The sequence below is a fragment of the Bacillus sp. 0209A genome, from assembly GCF_036765095.1.
Lineage (GTDB): Bacteria > Bacillota > Bacilli > Bacillales > Bacillaceae > Bacillus > Bacillus subtilis_G.
This window is the reverse complement of sequence record NZ_JBAIZV010000003.1, coordinates 643858-657270: the sequence shown is the minus strand read 5'-3', so window position 1 is coordinate 657270 and position 13413 is coordinate 643858. Positions and strand designations below refer to the sequence as shown.

General features: G+C 46.0%; 11 protein-coding genes, 1 other RNA gene and 1 other annotated feature. Of the genes, 10 read left to right on the top strand and 2 right to left on the bottom strand.

Features of this window, described 5'->3' with window-relative positions:
• The first annotated feature begins 9 nt into the window (after positions 1-9).
• A complete protein-coding gene (relA, locus tag V6D44_RS14250; protein WP_087992279.1) occupies positions 10-2214 on the top strand; it encodes a GTP diphosphokinase in 2205 nt (734 codons plus the stop codon).
• 12 nt (positions 2215-2226) lie between these two features.
• The gene (gene dtd, locus V6D44_RS14245) at positions 2227-2667 is read left to right on the top strand and encodes a D-aminoacyl-tRNA deacylase (protein ID WP_087992278.1); all 441 of its coding nucleotides are present in this window, start codon (positions 2227-2229) and stop codon (positions 2665-2667) included.
• Between the two features lie 25 nt (positions 2668-2692).
• Here the strand turns inward: dtd and V6D44_RS14240 are convergent, their stop codons facing one another.
• Entirely contained in the window at positions 2693-4246 is a 1554-nt protein-coding gene (locus tag V6D44_RS14240; RefSeq protein WP_087992277.1) for an SH3 domain-containing protein, read from the bottom strand.
• A 132-nt stretch (positions 4247-4378) separates the two neighbouring features.
• Between V6D44_RS14240 and V6D44_RS14235 the strand changes: the two genes are divergently transcribed.
• The 5 genes from V6D44_RS14235 (at position 4379) to V6D44_RS14215 (ending at position 9098) form a co-directional block, all read left to right on the top strand.
• On the top strand, positions 4379-4549 hold the full coding sequence (locus tag V6D44_RS14235) for a YrzK family protein (RefSeq protein WP_087992276.1): 171 nt from the start codon (positions 4379-4381) through the stop codon (positions 4547-4549).
• Between the two features lie 60 nt (positions 4550-4609).
• Positions 4610-4841, top strand: a binding site (T-box leader).
• A gap of 90 nt (positions 4842-4931) precedes the next feature.
• Positions 4932-6206: a histidine--tRNA ligase gene (gene hisS, locus V6D44_RS14230; protein WP_087992275.1), complete on the top strand. Its 1275-nt coding sequence runs from the start codon at positions 4932-4934 to the stop codon at positions 6204-6206.
• Between the two features lie 13 nt (positions 6207-6219).
• Positions 6220-7998, top strand: a complete 1779-nt coding sequence (gene aspS, locus V6D44_RS14225; RefSeq protein WP_087992274.1) for an aspartate--tRNA ligase — start codon at positions 6220-6222, stop codon at positions 7996-7998.
• A gap of 60 nt (positions 7999-8058) precedes the next feature.
• Positions 8059-8251, top strand: a non-coding RNA gene (gene ssrS / locus V6D44_RS14220) — 6S RNA.
• An 82-nt stretch (positions 8252-8333) separates the two neighbouring features.
• A complete protein-coding gene (locus V6D44_RS14215) occupies positions 8334-9098 on the top strand; it encodes a tRNA threonylcarbamoyladenosine dehydratase (protein ID WP_087992273.1) in 765 nt (254 codons plus the stop codon).
• A 43-nt stretch (positions 9099-9141) separates the two neighbouring features.
• Here the strand turns inward: V6D44_RS14215 and V6D44_RS14210 are convergent, their stop codons facing one another.
• The gene (locus V6D44_RS14210) at positions 9142-10407 is read right to left on the bottom strand and encodes a replication-associated recombination protein A (RefSeq protein ID WP_202327070.1); all 1266 of its coding nucleotides are present in this window, start codon (positions 10405-10407) and stop codon (positions 9142-9144) included.
• 200 nt (positions 10408-10607) lie between these two features.
• On the opposite strand from V6D44_RS14210, the gene cymR reads away from it, so the two are divergent.
• Genes cymR through mnmA form a run of 3 tightly spaced genes read left to right on the top strand, consistent with a single transcriptional unit; the run spans position 10608 to position 13329 of the window.
• The gene (gene cymR, locus V6D44_RS14205) at positions 10608-11024 is read left to right on the top strand and encodes a cysteine metabolism transcriptional regulator CymR (protein WP_003225879.1); all 417 of its coding nucleotides are present in this window, start codon (positions 10608-10610) and stop codon (positions 11022-11024) included.
• Positions 11025-11042: 18 nt separating this feature from the next.
• Positions 11043-12185, top strand: a complete 1143-nt coding sequence (locus tag V6D44_RS14200; RefSeq protein ID WP_202327072.1) for a cysteine desulfurase family protein — start codon at positions 11043-11045, stop codon at positions 12183-12185.
• A 28-nt stretch (positions 12186-12213) separates the two neighbouring features.
• Complete coding sequence (gene mnmA / locus V6D44_RS14195; protein ID WP_087992270.1) at positions 12214-13329, top strand: tRNA 2-thiouridine(34) synthase MnmA; 1116 nt, start codon at positions 12214-12216, stop codon at positions 13327-13329.
• Positions 13330-13413 lie beyond the last annotated feature (84 nt).

Here is a 13413-nt window from a genome sequence, read left to right as displayed (position 1 = left end):
GGTGATTCCATGGCGAACGAACAAGTATTGACTGCCGAGCAAGTTATTGATAAAGCGCGCAGCTATTTATCTGATGAGCATATCGCATTTGTCGAAAAAGCATATCTGTACGCTGAGGATGCTCATCGCGAGCAATACCGCAAATCGGGCGAGCCATATATTATTCATCCGATTCAGGTTGCGGGAATTCTCGTGGATCTTGAAATGGATCCTTCCACAATCGCGGGCGGATTTCTTCACGATGTCGTGGAAGATACAGATGTGACGCTTGATGACCTGAAAGAAGCATTTTCCGAAGAAGTGGCAATGCTTGTGGACGGCGTAACGAAGCTCGGCAAAATTAAATATAAATCTCAAGAGGAACAGCAGGCGGAAAATCATCGCAAAATGTTTGTCGCTATGGCTCAAGATATCCGGGTCATACTGATCAAGCTGGCGGATCGTCTTCACAATATGCGGACGCTGAAACATCTTCCTCAGGAAAAACAGCGGAGAATTTCCAATGAAACGCTGGAGATTTTTGCGCCTTTGGCGCATCGACTCGGGATTTCCAAAATTAAGTGGGAATTGGAAGACACGGCGCTCCGTTATTTGAATCCTCAGCAATATTACAGAATTGTCAACCTCATGAAGAAGAAACGCGCAGAACGTGAGCTTTATGTCGAAGAGGTAGTCGATGAAGTGAAGAAACGTGTCGAAGAAGTGCACATCAAAGCTGACTTCTCGGGACGTCCGAAACATATTTACAGCATTTATCGCAAAATGGTGCTGCAAAATAAGCAATTTAACGAAATTTACGATTTATTGGCTGTCCGCATTCTTGTGAATAGCATAAAGGACTGCTACGCGGTGCTCGGCATCATTCACACATGCTGGAAACCGATGCCCGGCAGATTCAAAGATTATATCGCAATGCCGAAGCCGAATATGTATCAATCGCTTCATACAACGGTTATCGGGCCTAAAGGCGATCCGCTGGAGGTGCAGATCCGCACCTTTGAAATGCATGAAATTGCGGAATACGGAGTTGCGGCTCACTGGGCTTATAAAGAAGGGAAAGCGGCCACCGAAGGCGCAACCTTTGAGAAAAAGCTTTCTTGGTTCCGTGAAATTTTAGAATTCCAAAATGAATCAACAGATGCTGAAGAATTTATGGAATCGCTCAAAATCGATTTGTTTTCTGACATGGTGTATGTCTTTACACCGAAAGGAGATGTAATCGAGCTTCCGTCCGGTTCTGTTCCGATTGATTTTTCTTACCGGATTCACTCTGAAATCGGCAATAAAACAATCGGTGCCAAAGTAAACGGAAAAATGGTAACGCTGGATCATAAGCTTCGGACAGGTGATATCGTTGAAATTCTGACGTCTAAGCACTCCTATGGTCCGAGCCAGGATTGGGTGAAGCTTGCTCAAACCTCCCAGGCGAAGCATAAGATCCGTCAATTCTTTAAGAAACAGCGGCGCGAAGAAAATGTCGAAAAAGGTCGTGAGCTGGTAGAAAAAGAAATTAAGAATCTGGATTTTGAAGTGAAGGATGTCTTAACGCCGGAGAATATCCAGAAGGTTGCTGACAAGTTTAATTTCTCAAATGAAGAGGATATGTACGCAGCGGTCGGCTATAACGGCATTACAGCCTTGCAGGTCGCAAACCGCCTGACGGAAAAAGAGAGAAAGCAGCGCGATCAGGAAGAACAGGAAAAGAGCGTTCAGGAAGTCACTGCGGAATCTAAGCCGTACCCGCAAGGCAGGAAACGGGAAGCGGGCGTTCGCGTCAAGGGGATCGACAATCTTCTTGTCCGTTTATCAAAATGCTGCAATCCTGTACCGGGTGACGATATTGTCGGATTTATCACAAAAGGCAGAGGGGTTTCGGTCCATCGTGAAGATTGCCCGAATGTCAAAACGAATGAAGCCCTGGAGCGGCTGATTCCGGTAGAGTGGGAACATGAGTCGCAGGTTCAAAAGCGCAAGGAATATAATGTTGAGATAGAGATTCTTGGGTATGACCGCCGCGGATTGCTGAACGAGGTGCTTCAGGCAGTGAATGAAACGAAAACAAATATCTCATCTGTTTCTGGCAAATCGGATCGCAATAAAGTGGCAACTATTCATATGGCGATTTTTATTCAGAACATCAATCACTTGCACAAAGTCGTCGAGCGTATTAAACAGATAAGAGATATCTATTCTGTGCGCCGCGTCATGAACTAAAGGGGTTAGAAAATGAGATTAGTTGTTCAGCGAGTAACTGAAGCAAGCGTAACAGTGAATGAAGAGGTTGTCGGTCAAATTGGACAAGGCATCATGGTGCTGGTCGGCATCACTCACGATGATACAGAAGAGGATGCAGCTTATTTGGCCGATAAAATGGTTCATCTTCGTATATTTGATGACAGTGAAGGGAAAATGAATCTGTCTCTTTTAGATATAGGAGGAGAGATTTTATCCGTCTCACAGTTTACGCTTTACGGAGATACGAAAAAAGGGCGCCGGCCGAACTACATGAACGCCGCAAAACCTGATAAAGCTTTAGGTCTCTATGAAAAATGGAACGACCTGCTTCGTGAAAAAGGAATCAAAGTGGAGACCGGAATGTTTGGAGCGATGATGGATGTTCAGCTTACAAACTCAGGACCGGTCACGCTCATGATGGATTCAAAATAAAAAAGCTGCCAAAAGGCAGCTTTTTTTATTGGAAATATTTCTCCAATCCGCTCTCGATACCGTCTGTTACTTTTTCTTGGTAAGAGCTGCTATGTACGATGGCCTCTTCCTGCGGATGGCTTAAATACCCCAGCTCATACAGCATAGCGGGCTGTCTGTTTTCCCGAAGCACATAATAATCTCCGAATAACACGCCGCGGTCAGGAATGGAAGAACGCTTCACCACTTCTGAATGTACATCTGACGCCAGTCCCTGATCTTTGGCAGGGCTGTAGTAGTAAGCGGTGCTGCCTCTCGTGGAAGCATCCGCATAGCTGTCATAATGAATGCTGATAAAGGCGTCAGCGTTGCGATAGTGAGACGTAGAGACCCGTGACTGTAAGCTGACAAAGGTATCATCCTGGCGTGTCACATACACATCTGCTCCAGCCGATCTAAGTTTGCCGGCGAGCAGTTTTGCTGTTTTAATCGTCAGGTTTTTCTCGAATTTACCCGAGTAGCCGATCGTTCCGCTGTCTTTTCCTCCGTGTCCCGGATCAACAATAATCGTTTTATTGTTTAGAGAGCCGTTTCCGGACGGGGAATCAGCGACAGGGGGTTCTCCTGATTCTTCCGCACTTTTAGACGTTTGGACCACCCAATTGGCGACATAAGCAGTCTGTCCGTTATCAAGCTTTATCTCATACCAGCTGCCCTTTGAACCGGTTATCGGATAGGAATCGCCTTTGGCAGCACGTTCTACGATCGAAGATGATGTTGACGCATCACTTCTTACATTCGTTCCTCCGTATACGATATAGGCTTTTTTAGCGGAGGAGGAGCTGCCGGCATTTGCTGAATCTTCAGCTGGATCAGAACTAGTCAAAAGGTAATGGCTTGCAACCCAGCCTTTCAACCCGTTCACTTCGATGTGAGCCCAGCCATTTTTCTCGTTGAGAATCGTCACTTTCGTTCCGCGATCCAGTTTCGTTATAATCGCCGCGTCATGTGAGGCGGAGGCTCTTACATTTAGTGAGGAAACACCGACCGTGCTCGTTGATGCATCGGGAGATTCGGTTTGATCATTCCCATCAGATACTGAACTGCTGCCGCTTGACGTGACATATTCAGATGACACCCATCCGGTGGCGTTTTGATAGGATATCTTGATCCAGCCCGAATCTTTATCAATGACAGACGCTTGGCTGCCTTGCGGGAATTTGCCGATGACGTCGTATGAAGTGCCCGGTCCGGTTCTCATTCGCAGATCTGGATCTGTTGATGTAACAGTATCACTGCTTTCCGAAGAGCTTGAGCTGCCCTGATCTTCTTTTGTAATAAGCCATGACACCACCCATCCTTTGTCTCCGGAACCAAGCTGTATCTGCACCCAGTCTCCTTCTTCTTTTAAAATCGGGTAATGCTCTCCCTTTTTTACTTTCGCTGTAATCCCGTAGCTAAGCCCCGGGCCGCTTCTGACGTTCATTTCATCTGTTGCGATGACCGCTTCTCCCTGAGCGGCTGTAACGGAAGAAAAAGGCGGGAAAAGCGCCCCCGCGACGATAATACATACAATAAGAACAAAGTATTTCTTGCTCATTGTGTCCTCCTTTCAGATGATCATAAAAAAAGCTTTCTTGCTTAATATCGTAAAGTCCTTTCTGATTTTTAAATAAAAATAAAATGATTTGTTTATACTAGGCGTAAATACAATCAAAAAGGTGTGCAAATCATGAAATATCATCCAAAAATGGGCCGCGCGTTTCACGACGGTGAAGCAAATCTGCATTACAGCGATCACGCTGAACCTGATACGACTGGTTATCTTACTGAAACGGCATCTGAATTTGGTCTTATGTCCAAAGAAGCAGCGATAAGGAAAAACAACCGGAATAAAGCTTGACAGAGAACCTCAATCCCATTATTATAATAGAAATTGAGTACATAGCAAAATGATGAAAGATTTGAACCAATAATGGAGAAGAGTAGGTCAGATTGCATGGATAGAGAGGAACCGCCCCAGGCTGAAAGCGGATCCCATTGCGTCTTTCTCGAAACAACACTCCGGAGGTTTCCTGCTGAACGCGTTAATCCCGTCATTAGGCAGTGAACGTGAACCTGCGTTAAAGGATCGAGCGGGAATATGAACATATTCCAACTAGGGTGGCACCACGGGTATAACTCTCGTCCCTACTATACATGTATAGTAGGGACGAGAGTTTTTTTATTTTCATCATTAACGATCATTGTATATTTTTATAAGGGATACATAAGGAGGTCTACATATGGGATATAACATTCCAAGAGGAACACAGGATATTCTGCCCGGAGAATCAGATCGCTGGCAGTTTGTTGAACAAATTATGAGAGACACTTGCCGCACTTATCAATATAAAGAAATCCGCACACCGATTTTTGAGCATACAGAACTATTTGCCAGAGGTGTCGGAGAGTCTACAGATATCGTACAAAAAGAAATGTATACCTTCCAGGACCGCAAAGGAAGAAGCCTGACGCTTCGACCAGAGGGAACAGCTGCGGCGGTTCGCGCTTTTAATGAAAATAAGCTATTTGCAAATCCTGTCCAGCCGACAAAGCTTTATTATGTCGGGCCGATGTTCCGTTATGAACGTCCGCAGACGGGCCGGTACCGCCAGTTCTATCAGTTTGGAATTGAAGCAATAGGCTCGAGTGACCCTGCGATTGATGCCGAAGTCATGGCGCTTGCGATGAGTATTTATCAAAAAGCAGGTTTGCAAAACGTCAAGCTTGTCATAAACAGTCTCGGCGACCAAGAAAGCCGCAAAAGCTACAGAGAAGCGCTCGTGAAACATTTTGAGCCTCGCATCGAAGAGTTTTGTTCAGACTGCCAGTCACGTCTGCACACAAACCCGCTCAGAATCTTGGACTGCAAAAAAGACCGCGATCATGAACTGATGAAATCAGCACCTTCGATTTTGACATATTTAAATGAAGAATCAGCCGCTTATTTTGAGAAAGTAAAGCAATACTTAAACGATCTTGGCATTGCGTATGAAATTGATCCTAATCTTGTGAGAGGGCTGGATTATTACAACCACACCGCATTTGAAATCATGAGCAATGCGGAGGGGTTTGGCGCGATTACAACTCTTGCCGGCGGCGGACGCTACGATGGTTTGGTCGAACAGATCGGCGGGCCTGAAGCGCCGGGCATCGGGTTTGCGATGAGCATTGAACGCCTGCTTGCCGCCATTGATGCTGAAAAAAGAGAACTGCCTGTCGATCAGGGAATCGATTGCTATGTCGTCACCCTCGGCGAGAAAGCAAAGGATTATTCTGTTTCATTGGTGTACAAACTGAGAGAAGCAGGAATCTCCAGCGAAATCGATTATGAAAATAAGAAAATGAAAGGCCAGTTCAAAACAGCTGACCGCCTGAATGCCAGATTTATTGCGATTTTGGGTGAAGATGAGCTAGCCCAAAATAAAATCAATGTTAAGGATGCACAGACGGGCGAACAGATTGAAGTGGCACTTGATGAATTGATACATGTGATGAAGGCAAACCAAAAGGGATAAGGAGTGGAATCTATTGTTTGGAAGAACATATTATTGCGGCGAAATAACTGAAAAAGCAATTGGTGAATCTGTAACGCTGAAAGGCTGGGTCCAAAAAAGACGGGACCTCGGCGGATTGATTTTTATTGACTTGCGCGACCGTACGGGAATTGTTCAAGTCGTGTTTAACCCTGATGTGTCAAAAGAAGCGCTTGCTATCGCGGAAGGCATCCGAAACGAATACGTGCTTGATATTCAAGGGAAAGTAGTGGCGCGTGAAGAGGGAACAGTCAATCAGAATTTGAAAACAGGCGCGATCGAAATTCACGCTGATGGAGTGAACGTATTAAATGCTGCAAAGACACCTCCATTTGCGATTTCAGATCAAGCGGAAGACGTATCAGAGGACGTCCGTTTAAAACACCGTTACTTGGATTTGCGCAGACCGACTATGTTCCAAACGATGCAGCTGCGCCATAACGTGACGAAAGCTGTCCGCAGCTTTTTAGATGAAAAAGGATTTCTTGATATTGAAACGCCGATTTTAACAGGAAGCACACCTGAAGGCGCCCGTGACTACTTGGTGCCGAGCCGAGTGCATGAAGGTGAGTTCTATGCGCTGCCTCAGTCTCCGCAGCTATTTAAACAGCTTCTGATGGTGTCAGGCATTGAACGCTATTATCAAATTGCCCGCTGTTTCCGAGATGAAGACTTGCGTGCGGACCGCCAGCCTGAGTTTACGCAAATTGATATTGAAATGTCCTTTATGAGCCAGGAAGATATTATGTCATTGGCTGAGGATATGATGGCAAAGATTATGCGCGAAACAAAAGGTGTGGAGCTCAAGCTTCCTCTTCCTCGAATGACGTATGATGAGGCGATGAACAGTTATGGTTCTGATAAACCGGATACTCGATTTGATATGCTTTTGACAGATGTGTCTGACATTGTGAAGGATACAGAGTTTAAAGTATTCTCATCAGCTGTGGCAAACGGCGGCGTGGTAAAAGCAATCAACGTAAAAGGCGGAGCGGGCGATTACTCAAGAAAAGATATTGACGCTCTTGGCGCTTTTGCCGCAAACTACGGGGCAAAAGGACTTGCCTGGGTGAAAGTTGAGGCAGACGGAGTGAAAGGCCCGATCGCCAAATTCTTTGATGAAGACAAGCAGTCCAAGCTGATTGAGGCGCTTGATGCTGCTGAAGGTGATTTGCTGCTGTTCGGAGCGGATAAATTCGAAGTGGTTGCCGCATCGCTCGGCGCCCTGCGCTTAAAGCTTGGGAAAGAACGCGGACTGATTGACGAAAACCTGTTCAATTTCTTATGGGTTATCGACTGGCCGCTTTTAGAGCATGATCCGGAGGAAGGCCGTTTTTACGCAGCCCACCATCCGTTCACAATGCCTGTCCGTGAAGACCTTGAACTGATTGAAACAGCGCCTGAAGACATGAAAGCACAAGCCTATGACCTCGTCTTAAACGGCTATGAGCTTGGCGGAGGTTCAATCCGTATTTTCGAAAAGGACATTCAGGAAAAAATGTTTGCGCTTCTTGGCTTCTCACAAGAAGAAGCGGCTGAGCAGTTCGGGTTCTTACTTGAAGCATTTGATTACGGCGCTCCTCCGCACGGCGGAATCGCGCTTGGCTTAGACCGTCTCGTCATGCTTCTCGCAGGACGTACGAACCTAAGAGATACGATTGCATTCCCGAAAACGGCAAGTGCAAGCTGCCTGATGACAGAAGCGCCAGGCGAAGTAAGCGACGCCCAGCTGGACGAGCTTCACCTTTCTATCAAGAAAAAAGTAAAGAGCTGAATGAGCAGTTCGATTCTTGAAAATCAAAATCGTCTATGATATGATTTTGACAAGTTAAATAAAGTCCTGATGTGTTAGTTGTACACCTAGTTTTGACCGAACATTTTTTTGATTTGGGAGCCCGTATTTTTAAATGGCGTACATGCCTCTTTTCATTCGGTAAAGAGGACTTACAAGATTTGAAAGAGGGCACCCACCTGCTGAGAGCGGGTTCAAAACAAAGGAAAGCTGCAACGGCACTATTGGGACTTTATTTTTTGTGCGCAGAAAAAACGGCTGCACATGATTCAGCCATTTAATAGATGAAACCAGAATACGAATGTGGAGTGAGGTTCTTGTTACACCAGTTTTCACGCAATGAATTAGCTATCGGAAAAGAAGGCCTAGAAACGCTGAAAAACAGCACGGTTGCTGTGCTTGGGGTCGGCGGAGTCGGATCGTTCGCGGCGGAAGCTCTCGCGCGGTCAGGCGTCGGCCGCATTTTGCTTGTCGACAAAGATGATGTGGACATTACAAACGTAAACCGTCAGCTTCACGCGCTCCTTTCAACAGTCGGACAGCCGAAAGTTGATTTAATGAAAGCGCGGATCGCGGACATTAACCCGGAGTGTGAAGTGATCGCATTAAAAATGTTCTATACGGAAGAAACGTATGAGCAATTTTTTGAATATAAGCTTGATTATGTCATTGATGCGTCAGACACCATTCATTATAAAATCCATTTAATGAAAGAATGTTTGAAACGGGATATTCCGCTCATCTCCAGCATGGGCGCCGCCAATAAAACAGATCCGACACGCTTCCAAATCGCTGATATTTCAAAAACGCACACTGATCCCATTGCGAAGGTCGTCCGTACGAGATTACGGAAAGAGGGCATCAAAAAGGGTGTTCAAGTGATTTTCTCTGACGAAAGCCCGATTGTTATTCGGGAAGATGTCAGAAAAGAAGTGGGAAATGACGAAGCGAACATCCGCAAAGCAAAAATGCCGCCATCTTCTAATGCTTTTGTGCCGTCAGTTGCCGGTTTGATTATGGGCGGGCATGTTGTCATGGATCTTGTAAAAGACATTGAAATCAAACGCGTGAAGGATAAATAACGCATAGAAACAGCCTTGATGATGCTTCAAGGCTGTTTTTAATTTATTTTCTTTTCATTAATTTGTCGTATACCTGCTTTAATGCGAGTTCGAACTTGCCTGTCTGTTTCGGCTTGTAATATTGCTTGTTTTTTAAAGGATCAGGGAGATATTGCTGTTCGACCCATCCGTTGTCGTAATGATGCGGGTATTTATAGTCGATTCCTCTTCCTAATTCCTGAGCTCCTTTATAATGCGCGTCTTTTAAATGCTTAGGGACATCCCCGATTTTTCCGGATCTGATATCTGCAAGCGCCTCATCGATTGCCAGAATGGCTGAGTTTGATTTCGGCGAGAGGCAAAGTTCAATGACTGCGTTGGCCAGCGGAATTCGTGCTTCGGGAAATCCGACTCGCTCAGCAGTCTGAATAGCGTGCAGCACCCTTGGGCCAGCTTGGGGGCTTGCTAAGCCGATATCTTCATAGGCGATGACAAGCAGTCTTCTTGCAATGCTTTCCAGATCGCCTGCTTCAATTAATCTTGCCAAATAGTGAAGAGCAGCGTTGGCATCAGAGCCGCGGATCGATTTTTGAAAAGCGGATAAAACATCATAATGCGCGTCACCATCTTTATCGTGAGTAAAGCTCTTTTTCTGCAAACATTCTTCCGCGGTTTCTAATGTAATGTGAATCACACCATCTGGTGACTCCTTTGTTGACAACACGGCCAGCTCAAGCGCATTTAAAGCGGAGCGGACATCCCCTCCGCATCCCCGGGCAAAATGCTCCATCGCCTGATCATCAATGGATACAGAATAGGTGCCAAGGCCGCGATGCTCATCATGAAGCGCCCGTTCCAGAGCCTGTTTAATCAGTTCCGGTGTTAACGGCTCAAGCTCAAAGATCTGTGTCCGGCTTCTGATCGCCGGATTTATGGCATGATACGGGTTAGCCGTGGTTGCTCCGATCAAAATGATCATCCCGTTTTCTAAATAGGGCAAAAGAAAATCTTGTTTCCCTTTATCCAGCCTGTGAACTTCATCCAGAATCAAAATCACTTGGCCTGACATTTTAGCTTCCTGGGCTACGATTTCCATATCTTTTTTATTGTTAATGACAGCATTCAGCTTCCGAAAAGCAATACTTGTTGAACCGGCGATTGCTGTTGCGATTGATGTTTTTCCAATTCCGGGCGGCCCGTACAAAATCATGGATGACAAATGTTTTGCCTGAACCATTCTGCCGATTATTTTATCTTCAGCCACCAGATGCTGCTGGCCGATAATATCCTCAATTTTTGTCGGACGCATCCGATATGCCAATGGCTTCATCCTCATCTCTCCTTACATAATTACAGGGTAACGGAAAACCGGACATTAGGAAAGAGGGAAGCCCGTTTCCCCCCGCCTCAATGAAAAATCGCTGAAGGTATGTTATAATAACAGTTGGTCTATTAGATAATAAACGGACGAATCATATAGAAATTGCCATTATAAACGTGGAAAATCATGAAATAACAGAGGTGTTCATGTTGAAAATATCAACTAAGGGAAGATACGGGCTCACCATTATGATCGAGCTTGCAAAAAAGCATGGTGAAGGCCCGACTTCATTAAAAAGCATCGCACAGACGAATAATCTTTCCGAGCATTATTTGGAGCAGCTCGTATCGCCGCTCAGAAATGCCGGCTTAGTGAAAAGCATTAGAGGCGCATACGGCGGATATGTATTAGGCAGCGAGCCGGATGCGATCACGGCGGGAGATATTATCCGTGTACTCGAGGGGCCGATCAGTCCTGTTGAAGTGCTGGAAGACGAGGAGCCTGCCAAGCGGGAGCTCTGGATTCGTATACGTGATGCTGTGAAAGAGGTTTTAGACAGTACAACATTAGAGGATCTTGCCAGCTATACAGACGGAGAGCAAGAAGCTTATATGTTCTATATTTAGATCAGAGGTGCAAATATAATGGAACGGATTTATTTAGATCATGCCGCAACGTCTCCGATGGATGAGCGAGTGCTGGAAAAAATGATCCCTCATTTCTCCGGCAATTTTGGGAATCCATCCAGTATTCATTCATTTGGTAGAGAATCTCGAAAATGGGTGGACGAAGCAAGAGCTCAGATTGCAGCCGAAATCGGAGCGGCGGAGCAGGAGATCATTTTTACAAGCGGAGGGACGGAAGCTGATAACTTGGCCATTATGGGAACCGCGCTTGCAAGAAAAGATTTGGGCAGACACATCATTACGACAAAAGTTGAGCATCACGCCGTGCTTCATGCTTGTGAAAAACTAGAGGAAGACGGATTTGAAGTTACGTATCTGGACGTTGGCCAAAATGGTAGAGTCAGTGCAAAACAGGTGAAAGAAGCACTGCGTGATGATACAATCCTTGTGACAGTGATGTATGGAAACAATGAAGTCGGAACATTGCAGCCGATCGATGAAATCGGTGAGCTGCTGAAGGAACACCAGGCTTATTTTCATACCGATGCTGTACAGGCATTCGGGTTGCTGCCAATTGATGTGAACAACAGCCATATCGACCTTCTGTCTGTTTCTGGGCACAAGCTCAACGGGCCAAAAGGGACAGGCTTTTTATATGCAAGTAAAGATGTGAAGCTTTCCCCGCTCTTATTCGGGGGAGAGCAAGAAAGAAAACGCCGTGCCGGAACAGAAAATGTTCCCGGCATTGTCGGGCTGAAAGAAGCCATCAAGCTGTCAAGTGAAGAACGGGACGAAAAAAACGAGAAGTATCAATCGTTTAAAACAATCATCGCCGACACGCTTGAAAATGCCGGTGTGGCATTCGAGATCAACGGGGACAAAGAGCATTGCCTGCCGCATGTTCTGAACCTTTATTTCCCCGGTGTATCAGTGGAAGCGCTGCTGGTGAATCTGGATATGGCGGGAGTAGCCGTTTCAAGCGGATCAGCGTGCACGGCCGGTTCGGTCCTGCCGTCACATGTTCTGACTGCTATGTTCGGAGAAGAGAGTGACCGGCTGACGTCCTCAATTCGGATCAGCTTCGGCCTCGGCAATACCGCTGAGCAAGTGAAAACTGCTGCCAAACATGTGGCCGACGTTGTCAAACGGCTGACACAATAAGGCGGCTTAGTTATTGGAGTGAATGAAATTGGAAAAACGGCCGGAAGATACAAGAGTCGTCGTCGGTATGTCCGGCGGTGTAGACTCATCTGTGGCGGCCCTTCTGTTAAAAGAACAGGGCTATGATGTTATCGGAATCTTTATGAAAAACTGGGATGATACGGACGAAAACGGTTTTTGCACGGCGACAGAGGATTATGAAGATGTGATCCGCGTCTGCAACCAAATCGGAATTCCGTACTATGCCGTAAATTTTGAAAAGCAATATTATGAGAAGGTATTTCAATACTTCCTTGATGAATATAAAGCAGGCAGAACACCCAACCCGGATGTGCTATGCAACAAAGAAATTAAATTCAAGGCGTTTTTGGAGCACGCCCTGTCACTTGGCGCCGACTATCTAGCGACTGGCCACTATTCAAGGGTTGACAGAAGCGGCGGCAAAGTCAGAATGCTGCGAGGCATTGATGAAAACAAAGATCAAACGTACTTCTTGAATCAGCTGACAGAAGATACACTAAGCAAAGTCATGTTCCCGATCGGCGAGCTTCAAAAAAGCCGTGTGCGTGAAATTGCCAAAGAAGCAGATCTTGCTACGGCGGCGAAAAAAGACAGTACGGGCATCTGTTTTATCGGCGAGCGCAACTTCAAAACGTTTCTCAGCCAATATCTCCCTGCACAGCCGGGTGATATGATGACGATGGACGGCGAAGTAAAAGGACGCCACGACGGGTTGATGTACTATACGATCGGACAGCGTCACGGGCTTGGCATCGGCGGAAGCGGCGAGCCGTGGTTTGCGGTCGGTAAAGATCTTGAAAAGAACATCCTCTACGTGGATCAAGGATTCCATAACCCGCTTCTTTATTCCGACAAAATTACAGCAACGAATATTAGCTGGGTTCGTCCGGATATCATGAAGGGCGAAGAGATTTCCTGCACGGCTAAATTCCGTTACCGTCAAGAAGATCATAAAGTGACGGTGCGCATGACGGGTGAAGGCGAAGCGGAAGTCATCTTTGATGAACAAGTCCGCGCTGTTACGCCGGGTCAAGCCGTTGTCTTCTATGATGGCGAAGAATGCCTTGGCGGCGGAACAATTGATGATGTGTACAAAGATGGAACAAAATTGTGGTACGTATAAAAGATGAAAAACCTCAACACTGAGTTGGGGTTTTTTAATGAAAGGAAGATGGTCGGTGGATTATAATCAACTCGGTATAGAGGC

What these genes read in the sequence shown, in the direction of transcription:
- V6D44_RS14200 (WP_202327072.1), top strand. Translation starts at nt 11,043, where the DNA reads ATGGAACGGATTTATTTAGATCATGCCGCAACGTCTCCGATGGATGAG.
- V6D44_RS14240 (WP_087992277.1), bottom strand. Translation starts at nt 4,246, where the DNA reads ATGAGCAAGAAATACTTTGTTCTTATTGTATGTATTATCGTCGCGGGG.
- V6D44_RS14210 (WP_202327070.1), bottom strand. Translation starts at nt 10,407, where the DNA reads ATGAAGCCATTGGCATATCGGATGCGTCCGACAAAAATTGAGGATATT.
- relA (WP_087992279.1), top strand. Translation starts at nt 10, where the DNA reads ATGGCGAACGAACAAGTATTGACTGCCGAGCAAGTTATTGATAAAGCG.
- hisS (WP_087992275.1), top strand. Translation starts at nt 4,932, where the DNA reads ATGGGATATAACATTCCAAGAGGAACACAGGATATTCTGCCCGGAGAA.
- dtd (WP_087992278.1), top strand. Translation starts at nt 2,227, where the DNA reads ATGAGATTAGTTGTTCAGCGAGTAACTGAAGCAAGCGTAACAGTGAAT.
- V6D44_RS14235 (WP_087992276.1), top strand. Translation starts at nt 4,379, where the DNA reads ATGAAATATCATCCAAAAATGGGCCGCGCGTTTCACGACGGTGAAGCA.